Consider the following 15644-nt stretch of genomic DNA (forward strand, 5'->3'; position numbering starts at 1 on the left):
AGGGTGACGAAAAACTTGCAACTTAGCCTGTGCCAGAGATAGTTCTCTTATATCTCGTTGAAACTTGTGTTATTTGTGCAGGGTAAGCGCAAGAAAATCAAGCCTCTGAAAGGCTAGACTGTAAAGGAATAGAAGCGCCTAGAACTTTGAGCATATACGCTTCATCCATGCTCGCCCGTTTTAGTTTTTGACGGGTACTTTTCTTAAAGGACGTTTCTTGATTGAGAAGGTTGATGCTCCAGCGTCTCAGGATGGCCATGTTTTCCGGCGCATGTCCTGTGCGAATGCGGCTAGCATCTTCGCCAAAGGTCACGTCCAAGACCCAGTGGAGTTGGTTCTCAATCGATCAATGCTGTCGGATGGCTTTGCTCAGCCGTTGAAGTTTTATTTGTTTCTTGTAATACAATTTCAGCGTCTCTTGATTCAACAGGTCTGTGAAACAGAAATCCCTGTGCATATTCACAACCTAATTGTCGCAGAATTTCAGCTTGTTGCTCTGTTTCAATCCCCTCTGCAACGATTGGCATATCTAGCGTCTTCGCTAAAGTAATGATAACTTTGACGATTTTTAATTTCTCCTCATTCTCATGCATGGAATTGATGAAGGAGCGGTCTATCTTTAGGATATCCAAGGGAAACCGATGTAGATAGCTTAAAGATGAATAACCTGTACCAAAGTCATCAATACATAGCTTTACGCCCAACTGCTTCAATTGAGTCAGAACAACATTGGCGAAATCAGGATTTTCAATCAATGCAGTTTCAGTAATTTCTAGCTTTAAACTCTGCGGAGGCAGACCCGTTTTCTCTAAAACTTGACGAACCTGCTCCACGAGAGAGGGTTGAGCAAAATGTTTGCTGGAGATGTTGATGCTGATTGTTAAGGGTGGGGACGAGGGAAACTGTTGCTGCCAAAAGCGCATTTGCAGACAAGCTTCATCCATCACCCACCAATCTATCGGGACAATCAGGCCTGTTTCCTCAGCGACAGGAATAAACACTCCTGGTGATATCAGTCCCTGCCCAGGTTTACGCCACCGCACCAACGCTTCAAATCCAACAATTTCCTGGGTCGATAACGCTAGGATCGGTTGATAATGAACTTCAAATTCTCGGTTGGCAATTGCATCACGGATATCGTTCTCTAATTGCAGTAAACCTTTGACTTGAGCATACATTGAAGGCTCAAACACCGTGAAGCAGCTTTTACCCTGTTCTTTAGAACGGTACATGGCAATATCTGCATCCCTGAGCAAGTCATCAGCATTCTGATATTTGGCACTACCCAGAACTACACCAATACTGGCAGAGGTATAAACCGTCTGCCCTTCAACCAAAAACGGTTGTTGGAGAACATGATTGATGCGTGCAGCGACTTCAGAAGCCATTTTGTTGTCATAAACATGCTCAAGTAAGATGGCAAACTCATCCCCCCCAAAGCGAGCCACGGTATCCGTAGCAAAAAGGTTCTGACGCAACCGTTTGCCAATGGCGAGTAACAGCTGATCTCCACAGGGATGCCCTAAGCTGTCATTGACCATTTTGAATCGGTCTATATCAACGAAAAGTAAGGCAAAAGAATCATTGGCATATTGCTTTACTCTTTCTAGGGATTGATTTAAGCGATCTATCAACAAAGCCCGATTGGGGAGAGTTGTTAGGGAATCATAGAATGCATTCCGAATCAGAAGCTCTCTAGCTTGTTTATGGTCCGTCATATCCCGAAAAGCCGTGACAACCCCCATTGCTTTGCCCTTTCTATCTTTTAAGGGAGCGGCGGTTAGAGCAATGGGTATTCTTGAATGGCCTTTAGTTTCGAGCAGAATGTTCTCAGGCATAACGACCGTGGACAGGCTTTTCAGTGCATTGTCAGCCGGGTGTGTTGTGGGGAGTAACGTCGCATCGCTCAGAATAGGAACAATGGTGGAGACTTTTTCACCGATGGCCTCCAACGATTTCCAGTGAGTTATTTCTTCGGCTACAGGATTGATAAAAGTAACTTTACTTTCATGGTCACTTACAATCACGGCTTCACCAATACTCTGCAGAATCGTGGTCAAGCGCTGTTCTTGTTCTTCTTTTTCTTGATCAACTTGGTGTTTGTAGAGAGCGATGCCAATGGTTGTATGTAGCTCTTCCTCCCGTGATAGGCGACAATTGCATAGACCGAATACATGACCGCCTGACAATTACGTAGACCTCTCTAGAAATCAGGATCTCATTCTCAAAACACAAGAGATCTCAAATCAGTTCAGAGAGCATCTATACCTTTTCACTTTTTTTATAACTCCATACAGGAAAGACACTAGGGTTTGTACACCTAAGACGATTAGGGACCTCTAGTGCCAGCTCCTATTAAACCTCAACAGGTACAGCTTTATATGAAAACAAAACAATCCGGCTCTTCCCAAGACACTGCAGCTGCCAAAGCAGGGATCTCAACCCGCACTGCCCGTCGTATTGATAGTGGCACCCATCGTCCCCAACGAGGCCGCCCTCATGACTGGAAAACCCGTGAAGATCCGCTGGATGGATTATGGGAATTAGAACTTGAGCCGATGTTAGAGCGTGAGCCTCGATTAGAAGCGACTACTCTATTTGAGACCTTACAAGAGGACCATCCTGGGCAATATGATGACAAGATCAGAAGGCTCTTCCCAGCTTTTGGTGATGCGATGAAAAATCTGTGAAACCATTGAAGCTAGAGTCTTTGCAATATTCTGGCCATGGAATTACTCCAAGCTTTATTACCTAGCCCCAACGGGCTCCAATTGAACGACTATGAAATGGATGTAGAACACCAGCATTTGGAATTGAGTGTTATGTCCACCCAAACGGTGGCTCCATGCCCCTTGTGCGGTAGCGTGGCTCATCGAGTGCACAGTCGATATCAACGAACCCTTGCCGACTTACCCTGCTTGCACTTCAGCTTAAGCTTGCTCGTGCTAGTCTGCAAATTCTTTTGTCCGAATTCAGAGTGTCGCCGTCGTATTTTTACCGAACGCATTCCAGAGGTGGCGGCACCTTGGGCCAGGAAAACCGTACGCCAGGTTCAGCATCTCCAGGAGATTGGGTTAGCCTTAGGCGGTGCTGCTGGTTCTCGTCTAGGCAAGTGTCTGGGCTATTTTAGCTGTGGCAGTACACTACTCAACCACTTAGAGCGCCTTCCCCTCCCTGAGTTCGAGGTTCCAAAAGTGTTAGGGGTAGACGACTTTGCGTTCCGAAAAGGCCATAATTACGGCACAATTTTAGTCAACTTAGAGACTCATCAACCTATTGCCCTGCTAGCAGATCGCAAAGCAGACACATTGGTCGATTGGCTACGAGAGCATCCAGGTATAGAAGTATTATCCCGTGACCGTTCCAAGACCTACAAAAGTGCCATGGATAAGGCTGCGCCAGACGCCAGACAAGTTGCAGATCGCTTTCATCTAGTCAAAAATTTGAGTGAAGCGCTTGAGCTTTCATTGGAAAACTACCATGCTGAGCTTAAAGCCGCTTCACGGGAGCAATACCCAGTCACTAGCTCAAATCTAGGGCATACTGCAACGGTTGTTGTAATTCCTCAATCGACTGCCACTGCAACCTTTCAAGAACGGGCACAGGCAAACCATCAAATTCGGGTACAACAGCAGCAAGAAATTAAAGCTCTCCGCGAACAACAATGGTCGACTGCAGCTATTGCAGACAAAGTCGGAGTGAGTGAATGTACTGTTCGCAAATATGGTACCCGACCTGATTTTCCAGAAACTTATAACCGACGTCCGACCTTGGGTAGGAGCCTACTCGACCCCTACAAACAGGAGGTTGTGGCTTGGTGGAATTCTGGAATAACGAACTCCAAAGTCTTGATGGTATTGCTCCGACAGAATGGCTATGAAGGCTCCCAACGCACTCTCCAGCGTTACCTTCGTGGGTTCCGCGAAGCTCAGAGCCTTCCTTCATATCGTGCTCCAGTGACAAAGTCCTTACCCACTGTCATTGATCCTCAAGCTCCTCCTTTTACACCTCGTCAAGCAGCCTATCTAATTGTGCTCAAAGAAGAGAATCGAGAACCCGAAAATAAAGAGTTGTTGGAATACCTGGTCAAACAACACCCGGACTTAGCAACCCTTGTTGATTTAGCTCATACGTTCCTTGAGTTGCTCAGACAACGACAGGCCGATGCTTTTGATTGTTGGTTGATGAAGGCATTGACCTGTCCAATTCAACCGTTGAAAAAGTTTGCTGCGGGTCTCATGGATGACTATGCTGCAGTCAAAGCCAGCATGATGATGGAGGTCAGTAATGGTCCGGTGGAGGGACTCAACAACAAACTAAAAATGCTTAAGCGTCAGATGTTTGGCAGGGCAGGATTAACACTACTCGCCAAGCGACTAATTATGGCTTCATGAGAAAGAAGCAAATCTCTTTCTGAGTAAGGGTTTAAACCGAATCACCAAAAGCTGGGAAGAACCGATCAGAACCGTGCAACGCCGAACCGCTAAATGGAAGGCAGCTCATGGCAAGCCCAAAGAAGTGATGTTCAAAATTCAACATCATCCTGGAGAGATGGGACAGTCAGACTTCACCCAGCTCAAAGGTTTCAGTGTGACGGTTCAGGGTGAAACCTTTCACCATATCTTGTATCACTATCGACTGAGTTATAGCGGCTGGCAGTACGTGCAGGTGATTCAAGGCGGAGAGAGTTTTATCGGCTTATCTCAAGGACTACAAAATGCCTTATCTGCCTGTGGTGGTGTTCCTAAGACCCACCGTACCGATAGTCTGAGTGCCGCCTATCGCAATACCGGCGGTCGTAACCCCCCAGCTGACTCAGTTGTATTCCACTCTGTGTGACCATTACCGGATGGAGCCGACCCGCAACAATCTGGGCGTCTCTCATGAGAATGGCGGCATCGAGAGCTCCCATGGCTATTTCAAGCGGCGATTATGCCAGGCCCTGTATCGTCGAGGCAGCTTTGACTTCGAATCCGTAGCTGAGTATCAACAGTTCATCGAGCAAGTCATCGCTAAGCTGAATGCCAAGTGTCAAAAGAAGTTTGCACTGGAGCTCCCCACATTACAACCTTTGCCCAAATATCGCACCCCTGATTATGAAATCCGCAGCGCTAAAGTCAGCTGCAACAGCACGATTGCCGTCCGCTGTGTCCTGTACACAGTCCCCTCTCGCTTAACTGGTCATCGGTTGAAACTGCACCTATACCATGACCGCCTTGTCGGTTTCTTAGGCACCACTCCCGTAGTGGAATTGGCGCGGGTCCATGTCCATGGCTCTGGGAAGAAGAGACGGGCTCGTAGTATCGATTACAAGCATGTGGCAGAAAGTCTCAGGAGAAAGCCCCATGCGTTTCTCTACTGCCAATGGCAAGCAGACTTACTGCCCAATCTTCAATGGCATCAGCTATGGGAATCCCTCAAAGCTGACTTTGAGCGGGACCAGGCTGCCCGTTTGATGACAGAAGCCCTCTACATTGCTGCAACTCAGGATCAAGAATCCCAGGTAGCTGACTATCTACAAACCCAACTGGAACAGTCCACCCTGACCTTGAGTAGATTAAAACAAGCCTTTGAGTTCAAGCTCTCGACTGAGCAATATCCTGACGTCATTTCACAACAGCACGCTCTCTCCGACTATGACCAACTCCTCCAATGCAGCACCGGACAATCCATACGACAATTTGATGATGACGCTCAAGCAGCTCCGGTTAAGACATTTCCTCGACGAGTGGCAGAGCATCGAGCATCAAGCGACTCAGGAGAATTGGTCCTACGCCCAGTTTCTATTGGCTTTAGCCCAAGGGGAAGCCAGCCGTCGAGAACAGAATCGGATCTCCCGCGCGCTAACCGAAGCGCAGCTGCCCTACGGCAAGTCCTGGACCAATTTTGAGTTTGACCATATTCCCAGTCTCAATCCAGCAGCCATCATGGAGTTTTCCCAAACAACTCACTGGCTAGAGTCGGGCAGTAATATTTTGATATTTGGGCCAAGCGGAACAGGGAAAACACATGTCAGCTCTGCATTAGGGACTTCTATTGTTGAGTTGGGGAAACGGGTGAAGTTTGTCACGGCCACAGCGTTGGTGCAACAGCTGGAACTGGCAAAACTCCAACTGGAATTGCAGAGCCTGTTGTCTAAGCTCGACCGGTACGATCTGCTCATCATTGATGACCTCGGCTATATTCAAAAGTCTGATGTTGAAACCTCGGTCCTATTCGAACTGATTGCTCATCGCTATGAGCGAAAGAGCCTACTCATCACGGCTAATCAGCCTTTCAGCCAATGGGATAAGATCTTCCCCAACTCGATGATGACAGTGGCTGCTATTGATCGCTTAATTCACCATGCCACCATTTTCGAGATGCAGGCTGAGAGTTTTCGAAAACAAGCAGCTGCTAAAAACGCGGCCAATTCTCCAAAGACTTCTAGCTAATCCCAAGCGAGAATAAACCTCCTTTACCCCACCATCAATAGAGATGCTTACTCGAAAGCATCTCTATTGATGGTGGTTTTATTGATAATTGTCATTTGCTCTCTGTCGCGATGGTCTCCGACCGGCCTTCGGCCATCACCGAGGCAGAAGATCATCGATCTCAAGTACAAGTGACAAAGCTTCAAATCAAATCTCTAATAGCAGGAGGAAAATCAAAATACTTTCGGACTATGTAATTGACATTCGACACTCCCGGAAGGGCTTTAGCAAGTAACCAAAAGGACCCGTTAATTTTGCCCTAGCATAGGTTGCCTCATCTGCGTTGGCTGTCAGGTAAATAATGGGAATACCAAGCTTCCGGTAAATATGTTCTGAGGCTTCAATACCATCCATATCACCTTTAAGGTGGATGTCCATCAAGACGAGATCAGGACTAAACTCTTGAGCTGTTTTAATTGCATCAAGACCTGTATCAACAATAAAGGGAACATCATATCCCAAGTGCATGAGACTATCTTGAATATCAATCGCAACAACACTTTCATCTTCGACGATCAGAATCTTAGTTGCAGTCATAAGTATTACCGAGCCAAAAAAATTAAGCTGTTATGGGGAACGTTAAGTTAAATACAGTGCCTTCATGATCAAGAAGATCGATATTTCCAGACAGTTGTCTTGTTAAGTTGGAAACGAGCCTTAGCCCTAGTGATCGAGATTGTCGCCAGTCAAAGTTCTCAGGACAGATAGATCAGAAAATGGTGTCTGAGACAGCAAAGGTCTGAAAAGCTTATACTTCAGTGACTCTGAGCGTAGCGAATTAGTCATGACTGAAAAACAAGCCCATCAAAATCGTACGGCAATTGTTCATTTTGGTGCAACCAAACAAGACTATTTAGACCTGGTGCAAGCAGACAATCGCCGCCCCTTAATCGAGTATCTGCAAGCGCCCCTGACAGCCCAACTCTCTCCAGAACGTCATAAGCCCTGCTGCCGTGATACCAGTCGTTATACGCTCCATGCTCTACGAGAGCGCCAAGTTCAAGGGTGGTTAGGACCAGTCGAGACAATCCCTATCTGTCGAGTGCGCTGCCAAAGCTGTCGAGCCGTTTTCACGGTTTTGCCCAGCTTTATCCTGCGCTATCGTCGTCAAGATGCCGACTGCTTGGGGAAACTGCTGGAGTTGAATTTAGGCATGGGACTGAGCAACAGAGAGACGGCTACGATTTATAGCTGGCAGGGAGCAGAGCGAGGTTGGCAACCCGGTTGGGTTTGGAGTCTGGTGCAGTGGTTGGGGAACTTGATGCCTGTGTATTTACTTTTACTGCGTCTGGGACTCACCCCCCCCCCGCCCATTTACTCAGTGACGAGAAGTTTGCCAGTTTAGAGGGGGGAGCAAATCTACTTGTTTTTGGTGGCTCAAGCTGAATTGATTTGGTATACCGAATTGATGAAGTCCACGGATGAGGATGCTTTTCAAGTCACCATCCATCGGTTTCTGACGGAAATGGACGCCGCCGCACAAGCCACAGGCCACTTGGATCAAGCACAACTGTATGTCCCCGCATCGGTGACCACCGACGGCTGGGTCGCTTCTCAAAATGCTTGGATATCTGAGGTTGGCCTCGACTTGATAGAGTGCAAACTCCATGGCCAAAAAACGGGTGAGTGCCACGTTTGATGATTTCTCAAAGACCCACCCTGATTGGCTACCTGACCAACTCCAACAACTCAAAGATGATTTCGATTCAGTTCTAAATGCTTCTTCACTAGCGTCTTATTCACAAAGGGTACGGCGCAATCGTGAACGCTATGCCGATGAGCCAATGTTGCTCAAACGATTAGATATTCTCAAGCACAAACGCTTTCTGTTTACGAATCACCTGAAACATAAAGACGCTTCCGCCTATTCTGCACCTTTAGATCGCTCCATGCGATTCTTGGACAAGAAGCTCATAAAATTTGGGCAATATCGAGCAGAGGATGCCATTAATCCCATGGTGAATGCCTGGGCGATTGTGAATAATCTACGACAGTTTCTCCCTGATGCGAAAAAGGCGGGGCAATCTTTAGCGGAACATTTCGGAGTTCAGCTCAAAGGTATGCCTTGGATGGAGGCTCTTAACCTATGCACCGTGGGAAGTCTGGATGCCATGCTTGCGCCTACTTTCTAGCAGACACCATTTTCTGATCTATCTGCTCAGGAATTCCAGTACCGTTATCAGCGATGACTAGGTTTATTTCATGTTCTACGCTTGTATGCATAGAGATTTTATTTCTGGCTTTAAACTATCTGTAAAAGCATACTTGAGAGCATTAGAGACTAATTCATTGATAATCAGACCGCAAGGTATTGCTATATCCAGCTTGAAGGCAACATGCTCCACATCAATTTTAATTTTGACTTGATTGGATTGACTTTGGTAGGAGCGGGTGAGGGAGTTCACTAGGTCAGTGATATATTCTGAAAAGTTAATCTTGTCTAAATTCTTCGATTGATAGAGCTTTTCATGAACCAATGCCATCGAACTAACTCGGTTCTGGCTTTCTTTGATCACTTCTAATGTGCCCGGATCATTCACATTTCTAGCTTGGAGATTCAAAAGGCTTGAAATTACTTGCAAGTTGTTTTTCACTCGGTGGTGAATTTCTTGTAGCATGACCTCTTTTTCTCGGAGGGAAGTTTTGATCTGCTCCTCTCTATATTTACGAACAGTGATGTCTTTATGCATCCCTGCCATACGGAGGGGGGTTCCCTCCAAATCTTTGGCGACTAACTTACCAAAGTTGCCAATCCATTTCCAGTGACCTGATTTAGTTTTGACTCGATAGTCAAAGGCATACGGTTGAAGAGGATCTTGAAGATGGTCGTTGAGTAATTTCATCACCCAGGGTTGATCCTCTGGATGGACTAACTTTTCCCAAGTACTCACTTGTAGAGGTAAATCACCCACATCATATTCCAACATTGCTAGCCATTGGGGGGCTTAAGTAAAGAGCACCTGTCGCTATATCCCAATCCCATATCCCATCCCCCTGATCCTTCTAAAGCAAGTTGTAAACGCTCTTCACTTTTCTGCCGAGCTAGATCTATTTGTTGTCGCTCACTCATTTCTTGCTCTAGTCTCTGATTAGCTGCATGAAGGTCTTGGGTGCGTTGTTCGACTCGCCGCTCTAGTTCTACATTGACCTCTTGCAACTGAGTTTCCAATTGTTTCCGCTCAGTGATATCACGCCAACTAGAACGACTATGTAGAATAGTTCCATTTTGATCACGAACGGCGCGGACATTAAGACTAACGTCTAACTTGCTCCCATCTTGTCGTTGCACAACAAGTTGAGCATCTTTTACTTCTCCAGTATCGACAAAGGCTTGAAAAGTCTTCTTAACTTGTGGGTGACAGTCAGGGTGATACAGTTCAAAATGGATCGATTTAAGAGTTCATCTTTGCTCAGACCCAAAATATTGCATAAAGTCTTGTTGCAATGCAGAACCTTGCTGGTGCGAACATCCACGGATAAATACATATCAGGGGCGTTGTCATAAAGGTCTTGGTATTGTGCTTCTGAGGTTTTTAGTTTTAGGTAGGCATTCTCTAATTGGTTGGTGCGTTCCGCAACCAGCTTCTCTAGATCGGTGTTGAATTTCTGCAAAGCTGACTCTGCTTGTTTGCGCTTATTAATGTCTTGGATTTGGGATATGAAATATAGCGGTTGGCCATCATCTTTGTGCAACAAAGAGACGCTGAGTAAAATCCAAACTTCATGGCCTTGTTTATGGATATAGCGTTTCTCTAGGTCGTAATGGTCAATTTCACCCGCCAGAAGCTGCTTGATATACCTTAAATCTGTTCCTAAATCATCTGGGTGGGTTATATCTTGAAATGTAAGCGACAATAGCTCTGATTCTGAGTAGCCTACAATGTCGCAAATTGACGCATTGACTTTTAGCCAATGCCCCTCTGGTGAGACCAGAGCCATACCGATAGCTGCATGTTGAAATGCTCCTGCAAAACGGGCTTCACTTTCATCAAGGGATTGTTTAGTCTTTTGTTGTTCAGTGATGTCTTTACCAATCCCCAAAAAACCCGTCACATTACCTACCTCATCACGTAAGGCTGTCACTGACAGGCAAACAGGAAAATGACTCTGATCTTTACGAATATAAGTCCAAATATTTTCATCAGGTATTCCCAATCGAGCCTTAGCAACGAAGGCTTCAAAGCCAGGTTCAATAGAATAGCCCAATTCGCATGAGAGTTGTTGTGCTCTTTCCTGAACTTCTAGTGGATCATGAATAATGGCGGGTGTAACTTTACCAATCACTTCTTCAGGCTGATAGCCTAATTTGCGCAGTGCCCCAGCATTAATGGTTTGGATAATCCCTTGAGGGTCTGTTGCAATCATCGTGAAGTCTGCACTGTCCAGAATGGCTTGTTGCCAGGCTTGTGTTTGCTGCACCGTTGTTGCAGTTAGTTGATCTGCCATTAATGAAACTTCCCCCTACTGATATCCAAAGTGGCCGGATGCTCAACCCATTTAGATCTCAGCATTCCCAGTCTTTAGGAATGATCTCCAAGCATCTATCTAAATCAACTGAATATCTAGGATTAATGCATATTCATATCTTTTTTTGGGGGCAAGCTTTAACTGATGTAAAGCGGCTATTCATCTCCAATTCAGAACAATCAGTTTGAGAAAGAAATATCAGAAGACAAGTCGGTGTTAGTGACTATTTTTTTTATGTCAATCACTTGCCAGGATATATGAATAGTCTTTGGAATACTTTAAAAAATCTGTTTTCCCCAGAGCAATACATGCCTCACGGTCATTGTTACCTTTGGCAAACTCCTTTGGTAGGTCTACATGTAATCAGTGATTTACTAATTGCAGTGGCTTACTTTTCCATTCCTGTGATGTTGCTCTACTTCGTCTCCAAAAGGAGCGATGTCCCTTTTCAGAATATTTTTCTGTTGTTTGGAGCATTCATTGTTCTCTGTGGTACAGGCCATTTACTGGAAATTTGGACCTTATGGCACCCTGCCTACTGGCTGTCTGGGACTGAGCAAGCTATCACTGCTCTAGTCTCCTGCTATACAGCTACGGAAATGGCAACGTTACTTCCCAAATTCTTATCCTTGAAAACGCCAGAACAACTGGAAACAGTCAATCAAGCCTTACAAAAAGAAATTCAGGAACGCCAAAGAGCCGAAGTTGAACTCCGCAATCTCAATGATGGTTTAGAGACCCTTGTCCAAGAACGAACGGCTGAATTGAAAAAAGCTGCTGAACGAGAACATGCCCTCTCTGGGATCATTCAGCGCATGCGAAAGACCTTAGATATACAGACTATATTCGTCGATACGACTCAAGAATTAAAGCAGGTTATTGCTTGCGATCGGACTTTGGTATATCAGTTTAAATCCGATTGGAGCGGGACGTTAGTCGCTGAGTCGGTGAGCCAGAATAGCCCCCTCCATCATGGCTCTTAAAGCTGCTCATCCGGGAGCTAAGACTGTAGAGATTTCTCCCCCAAAGGGCCTAAAACAAATACTGAGTCAAACCTATCTTTACGAATTTGCCTTGGGAGACCCCAGTCAAGAAGTGCGTTGTCGAACGATCACAGATGTCAATGAGTTTGGATTTGATCCTTATACCCTTAAAGTCTTAAAGCGATTAAACATCGGATCTTATCTCGTGGTTCCCATTGTCGATGGTACGCATTTATGGGGATTACTTATGGCGACTCAAGATGCTGCTCCTTTCCATTGGGACTCATCAGCGACCCAAATCATGACTCAGGTGGGGACCCAATTAGGGGTAGCAGTACAGCAAGCTGAGCTATTAGCCCATTCGCAAAAACAAACTAAAGCACTCAAAGCTGCGAAAGAGGAGGCAGAAAGGGCTAATAGCTCAAAAAGCGATTTCTTAAGCCATATGAGCCATGAACTCCGTACCCCTCTTAATGCCATCTTAGGCTATGCCCAGCTGATGCAGCGCTCTCAACACCTAGGGGGCGCAGGATACCAAGTACGTTAATACGATTAACCGCAGTGGGAAACACCTTCTAGCATTAATTAATGATGTGTTGGAAATGGCCAAAATTGAGGCAGGTCAACTCCATCTCACGCCTATCAGCTTTGACCTATACAACTTGCTCATCGAGTTGGAAGAGCTGTTTAGCCTCAAAGCCTCAAGCAAGCAGCTGCAACTCTATTTTCATGGACAAGCCCTTGTCCCTCGATATATCAAGGCGGATCAAGGTAAGCTCCGTCAAGTGTTGATTAACATTCTGGGTAATGCCATCAAATTTACTCAAAAGGGGCAGATCGACTTATATGTTTCTGTAGACGCTCAGACTTTGACGTTTGCTATCAGCGATACAGGTCCTGGAATAGATTCTAAAAGCCTGGATAAACTCTTTCTTGCATTTGAGCAGGGTGATATTGGCTTGGAATCAAGAGAAGGTACGGGCTTAGGACTCAGTATTAGCAAGAAGTTTGTACGACTGATGGGAGGGGATCTCTCCGTCAATAGCCAAAAAGGACAAGGCTCTACATTCGTCTTTCATATTCCCTTAGTGATTGCCAATGGTATGCCGACAGACACTGACAGTGAAGCGATGGTTCAGCCTGTTTGTGTGGCCCCCAATCAACCTGAATTTCGCCTTCTTGTTGCTGATGATGAGCAAACGAATCGAGCTCCCCTCGTTGATTTCCTATGTTTGATGGGCTTCTCAGTGCGAGAAGCCAAGAATGGTCGAGAAGCGATAAAAATCTGGCAAGAGTGGCAGCCCCATTTGATATGGATGGATATACGTATGCCTGAAATGGATGGCTACCAGGCAACACAACACATTAAGGCGACTTCTCAAGGGAAGGAGACTGTTGTGATTGCCCTGACAGCAAGTGTATTTGAAGAAAACAAACAAAAAATATTTGATGCAGGATGTGATGATTTTGTACGCAAACCCTTTCAACAAAATGAACTGATACAGAAAATCGCAGCCCATCTTGGAGTGAAATATATAACAGAAGACTCTCTTCAAAATCACGATACCCAGAATAAAGACCAACCCCATAATCATGGAAATCTTGATCCAGAGAGCTTAAGGATCATGCCACCAGATTGGATAAAGGGCATCGGTCAAAGAGCGAGTCAAGGAAACGATGTCCTCCTTTTACAACTCATTGAGCAAATCCCTTCAGAGCATCAATCTTTAGCCATAGCTTTGACCAACTGGGTTGAGAATTATCAATTCGAGAAAATCGTTCAGTTGATGGACGCTTTGATGGAATGATGCAACCAAATTTGACCCATCGCACTTTAAAACCAACCATGAATGAACTCCATACTAATCTGAATATGGATCTCTCCAGTCCAGCCACCCAATTACTTCCCAGTGAGATTCTGATTGTCGACGACACGTTAGAAAATCTGCGGTTGCTCTCTAGCATGTTGTCTATTCAGGGCTATTCTGTTCGAAAAGCAACGGGTGGTGAAATGGCGTTAAACTCTGTAGACTCTCTCCTACCCGATTTAATCCTATTAGATATCCTCATGCCAGATCTAAATGGGTATGAAGTTTGTGTTCAACTAAAACGGAATCCCCAAACAGCAAATATTCCCATTATTTTCCTTAGTGCTTTAGACGATCCCTTAGATAAAGTCAAAGCCTTTGATGTGGGAGGGGTAGACTATCTCACAAAACCTTTTCAAGTTGAAGAAGTATTAGCACGGGTGCATAATCAGCTTTTATTAAAATCAGCTCAAGAAAAAATCCTGGGTTTGAATAACCAACTCCAAGAATGGGTCATTGAGCAGAATAGTAAATTGAAACTTTCGAACACCCGCTTACTAGAAACAAGTCATTATGACCTACTCACAAATATCCCCAATAGAGCTTCATTCTTGAAGCGTTTGGAACAGTCTCTATTTTTAGCCAAGATGGATAAATCTTATAAATTCGCCGTGCTCTATATCGATTGCGATCACTTTAGAGAGGTTAATTACTCTTTTGGCTACTGTGTTGGGGATGAACTATTGAAACAATTAGCTGTAAAGCTACAGGAGGTAATCAATCCCGACGATATGTTAGCTCGTTTAGGAGGAGATCAATTTGCTATTCTTTTTAGCAAATTAACAGATGAAAAAACAGGTAGATTTATTTGTGGAGAAAGTGTTATTTTGCCTTGAACAGCCTTTTGCAATTCAAGATCATGAAATCACTATCACAGGTAGCATTGGTGTTGGCTATGGTCAGGCAGCTGATGATGTGGTTGATATTACTTTGAAAAATGCTGAAATTGCTATGCAAAAAGCTAGAGAAAGACGTTAAAAATAACTTTTTATGACGACAAAAGAGGACAAGAGCCCTTTTTTACTGAGAATTAATCAAAAGAATCAAAACTGTTGATATATAGAAGGTATTTCGCATAAGCCCCGAAAAGAATCTATGCAAAAACACCCAAGATCTAAAAACTCCAGATCTCATCTTGGATGAGGTTTAGGAAGCCATTTAGGATCAATCTTAGTTTCTTCAAAAACAATAGCACCGAATAGTTCGGCACGTCTGAGGTTGACATTCGTGAAATCAGTATTGAAGAGGTGGGCACCAAAAAGGTTGGCACCAACGAGGTTCGCATTGTTCAGTTTTGCACTGCTTAGTTTTGCACGGGTGAGGTTCGCATCGTTGAGCTTTGCATCGCTAAGGTCGGCACTGCGGAGATCGGCACCGTTGAGTTTTGCACTGCTTAGTTTTGCATTGTGGAGGTCGGCACTGTGGAGATTGGCACCGCTGAGGTCAGCACCACTGAGATTTATCTCCTGATTAGGATTTTTCTCACGCCACTGGTTCCAAGCATCTGGCCCTCTCCGCAAAATCTCAAGTAAGTCGAAATCCCCAGAACCAAACCTGAGTAAAGCCCTAACCATGTCTTTCTACCTTCAGAAATCATTGTTCACCAAATACCCTTATTTCTCAATATAAACCCCACCCCTATAGAACGCTCCCTGCTGACCCATCTGAATCTCCTAGGCATCTCTCCCTAACCCCTAAACTGTTCAAATGGCGTCAGCACATTCACCCAAATAAGTTGCTTGGTTGGCGACACAGCTTAGAAAAATCCCACCTGTAAATTATTCCGGGTTCACTTACTCTGCATTGGTTTGAGGGAGCCAGAGCTGCTGCTATTGGCCATTTAGTTCCGCAGT

Annotated in this window: 16 protein-coding genes and 3 pseudogenes; 12 read left to right on the forward strand and 7 right to left on the reverse strand. The window is 45.1% G+C overall.

Going from position 1 to position 15644, the window contains the following annotated elements:
• Window positions 1-97: 97 nt before the first annotated feature.
• Window positions 98-364: pseudogene (locus HRE53_RS27190) on the reverse strand (transposase); the annotation flags it as partial.
• 76 nt (window positions 365-440) lie between these two features.
• A pseudogene (locus HRE53_RS27195) lies at window positions 441-2189 on the reverse strand (putative bifunctional diguanylate cyclase/phosphodiesterase); the annotation flags it as partial.
• A 153-nt stretch (window positions 2190-2342) separates the two neighbouring features.
• Between HRE53_RS27195 and HRE53_RS27200 the strand changes: the two are divergent.
• From HRE53_RS27200 to istB, 4 genes and pseudogenes are all read left to right on the forward strand, one after another.
• Window positions 2343-2648, forward strand: a pseudogene (locus tag HRE53_RS27200) (IS21 family transposase); the annotation flags it as partial.
• 78 nt (window positions 2649-2726) lie between these two features.
• A complete protein-coding gene (locus tag HRE53_RS27205) occupies window positions 2727-4394 on the forward strand; it encodes an ISL3 family transposase (RefSeq protein ID WP_235108595.1) in 1668 nt (555 codons plus the stop codon).
• Between the two features lie 73 nt (window positions 4395-4467).
• Complete coding sequence (locus HRE53_RS35325) at window positions 4468-4839, forward strand: hypothetical protein (protein ID WP_396133493.1); 372 nt, start codon at window positions 4468-4470, stop codon at window positions 4837-4839.
• 845 nt (window positions 4840-5684) lie between these two features.
• Window positions 5685-6434, forward strand: coding sequence for an IS21-like element helper ATPase IstB (gene istB / locus HRE53_RS27215; RefSeq protein WP_304518439.1), 750 nt, complete (start codon window positions 5685-5687; stop codon window positions 6432-6434).
• Window positions 6435-6662: 228 nt separating this feature from the next.
• Here the strand turns inward: istB and HRE53_RS27220 are convergent, their stop codons facing one another.
• Window positions 6663-7010 carry a response regulator gene (locus tag HRE53_RS27220; RefSeq protein WP_235111679.1) on the reverse strand — a complete coding sequence of 116 codons (348 nt, stop codon included), beginning with the start codon at window positions 7008-7010 and terminating at the stop codon, window positions 6663-6665.
• A 247-nt stretch (window positions 7011-7257) separates the two neighbouring features.
• Here HRE53_RS27220 and HRE53_RS27225 point away from each other — a divergent pair, with 247 nt between their 5' ends.
• The 3 genes from HRE53_RS27225 to HRE53_RS27235 are packed head-to-tail and all read left to right on the forward strand — an operon-like array spanning window position 7258 to window position 8605.
• A complete protein-coding gene (locus tag HRE53_RS27225) occupies window positions 7258-7818 on the forward strand; it encodes a DUF6431 domain-containing protein (protein ID WP_235111681.1) in 561 nt (186 codons plus the stop codon).
• A gap of 27 nt (window positions 7819-7845) precedes the next feature.
• Window positions 7846-8112: a hypothetical protein gene (locus HRE53_RS27230; protein WP_235111687.1), complete on the forward strand. Its 267-nt coding sequence runs from the start codon at window positions 7846-7848 to the stop codon at window positions 8110-8112.
• Window positions 8081-8605, forward strand: a complete 525-nt coding sequence (locus HRE53_RS27235) for a hypothetical protein (protein ID WP_235111688.1) — start codon at window positions 8081-8083, stop codon at window positions 8603-8605. Before HRE53_RS27230 ends, HRE53_RS27235 begins: the two co-directional genes overlap by 32 nt.
• 75 nt (window positions 8606-8680) lie before the next feature.
• Here the strand turns inward: HRE53_RS27235 and HRE53_RS27240 are convergent, their stop codons facing one another.
• From HRE53_RS27240 to HRE53_RS27250, 3 genes are read right to left on the reverse strand one after another with little or no spacing between them, the layout of a single operon-like run.
• The gene (locus tag HRE53_RS27240; RefSeq protein ID WP_235111693.1) at window positions 8681-9400 is read right to left on the reverse strand and encodes a histidine kinase dimerization/phosphoacceptor domain -containing protein; all 720 of its coding nucleotides are present in this window, start codon (window positions 9398-9400) and stop codon (window positions 8681-8683) included.
• Window positions 9401-9402: 2 nt separating this feature from the next.
• Entirely contained in the window at window positions 9403-9861 is a 459-nt protein-coding gene (locus HRE53_RS27245) for a PAS domain S-box protein (RefSeq protein ID WP_315876777.1), read from the reverse strand.
• On the reverse strand, window positions 9780-10919 hold the full coding sequence (locus HRE53_RS27250; RefSeq protein WP_235111695.1) for a PAS domain S-box protein: 1140 nt from the start codon (window positions 10917-10919) through the stop codon (window positions 9780-9782). The genes HRE53_RS27245 and HRE53_RS27250 overlap by 82 nt, the downstream gene beginning before the upstream one ends.
• A 329-nt stretch (window positions 10920-11248) precedes the next feature.
• Between HRE53_RS27250 and HRE53_RS35005 the strand changes: the two genes are divergently transcribed.
• The 5 genes from HRE53_RS35005 to HRE53_RS27265 all read left to right on the forward strand — a co-directional run bounded on the left by HRE53_RS35005 (window position 11249) and on the right by HRE53_RS27265 (window position 14769).
• Entirely contained in the window at window positions 11249-11923 is a 675-nt protein-coding gene (locus HRE53_RS35005; RefSeq protein WP_315876771.1) for a hypothetical protein, read from the forward strand.
• On the forward strand, window positions 11913-12470 hold the full coding sequence (locus tag HRE53_RS35010) for a histidine kinase dimerization/phospho-acceptor domain-containing protein (protein WP_315876773.1): 558 nt from the start codon (window positions 11913-11915) through the stop codon (window positions 12468-12470). Before HRE53_RS35005 ends, HRE53_RS35010 begins: the two co-directional genes overlap by 11 nt.
• A 55-nt stretch (window positions 12471-12525) precedes the next feature.
• The gene (locus HRE53_RS35015; protein ID WP_315876775.1) at window positions 12526-13731 is read left to right on the forward strand and encodes an ATP-binding protein; all 1206 of its coding nucleotides are present in this window, start codon (window positions 12526-12528) and stop codon (window positions 13729-13731) included.
• Window positions 13732-13796: 65 nt separating this feature from the next.
• On the forward strand, window positions 13797-14627 hold the full coding sequence (locus HRE53_RS27260) for a response regulator (protein ID WP_255801552.1): 831 nt from the start codon (window positions 13797-13799) through the stop codon (window positions 14625-14627).
• Window positions 14578-14769, forward strand: coding sequence for a diguanylate cyclase (locus tag HRE53_RS27265; RefSeq protein ID WP_235111706.1), 192 nt, complete (start codon window positions 14578-14580; stop codon window positions 14767-14769). Before HRE53_RS27260 ends, HRE53_RS27265 begins: the two co-directional genes overlap by 50 nt.
• A 152-nt stretch (window positions 14770-14921) precedes the next feature.
• Here the strand turns inward: HRE53_RS27265 and HRE53_RS27270 are convergent, their stop codons facing one another.
• Window positions 14922-15365: a pentapeptide repeat-containing protein gene (locus HRE53_RS27270; protein WP_235111708.1), complete on the reverse strand. Its 444-nt coding sequence runs from the start codon at window positions 15363-15365 to the stop codon at window positions 14922-14924.
• Window positions 15366-15644 lie beyond the last annotated feature (279 nt).

The organism is Acaryochloris sp. 'Moss Beach', assembly GCF_021497025.1.
Lineage (GTDB): Bacteria > Cyanobacteriota > Cyanobacteriia > Thermosynechococcales > Thermosynechococcaceae > Acaryochloris > Acaryochloris marina_A.

Bases quoted from the DNA above. Each gene is read 5' to 3' on its own strand.
- HRE53_RS35015 (WP_315876775.1), top strand. From the start codon at position 12,526: ATGGCCAAAATTGAGGCAGGTCAACTCCATCTCACGCCTATCAGCTTT.
- HRE53_RS27220 (WP_235111679.1), bottom strand. From the start codon at position 7,010: ATGACTGCAACTAAGATTCTGATCGTCGAAGATGAAAGTGTTGTTGCG.
- HRE53_RS27205 (WP_235108595.1), top strand. From the start codon at position 2,727: ATGGAATTACTCCAAGCTTTATTACCTAGCCCCAACGGGCTCCAATTG.
- HRE53_RS27260 (WP_255801552.1), top strand. From the start codon at position 13,797: ATGGATCTCTCCAGTCCAGCCACCCAATTACTTCCCAGTGAGATTCTG.
- HRE53_RS27235 (WP_235111688.1), top strand. From the start codon at position 8,081: ATGGCCAAAAAACGGGTGAGTGCCACGTTTGATGATTTCTCAAAGACC.
- HRE53_RS27240 (WP_235111693.1), bottom strand. From the start codon at position 9,400: ATGTTGGAATATGATGTGGGTGATTTACCTCTACAAGTGAGTACTTGG.
- HRE53_RS27265 (WP_235111706.1), top strand. From the start codon at position 14,578: ATGAAAAAACAGGTAGATTTATTTGTGGAGAAAGTGTTATTTTGCCTT.
- HRE53_RS27250 (WP_235111695.1), bottom strand. From the start codon at position 10,919: ATGGCAGATCAACTAACTGCAACAACGGTGCAGCAAACACAAGCCTGG.
- istB (WP_304518439.1), top strand. From the start codon at position 5,685: ATGATGACGCTCAAGCAGCTCCGGTTAAGACATTTCCTCGACGAGTGG.
- HRE53_RS35005 (WP_315876771.1), top strand. From the start codon at position 11,249: ATGCCTCACGGTCATTGTTACCTTTGGCAAACTCCTTTGGTAGGTCTA.
- HRE53_RS27270 (WP_235111708.1), bottom strand. From the start codon at position 15,365: ATGGTTAGGGCTTTACTCAGGTTTGGTTCTGGGGATTTCGACTTACTT.
- HRE53_RS27225 (WP_235111681.1), top strand. From the start codon at position 7,258: ATGACTGAAAAACAAGCCCATCAAAATCGTACGGCAATTGTTCATTTT.
- HRE53_RS35010 (WP_315876773.1), top strand. From the start codon at position 11,913: ATGGCTCTTAAAGCTGCTCATCCGGGAGCTAAGACTGTAGAGATTTCT.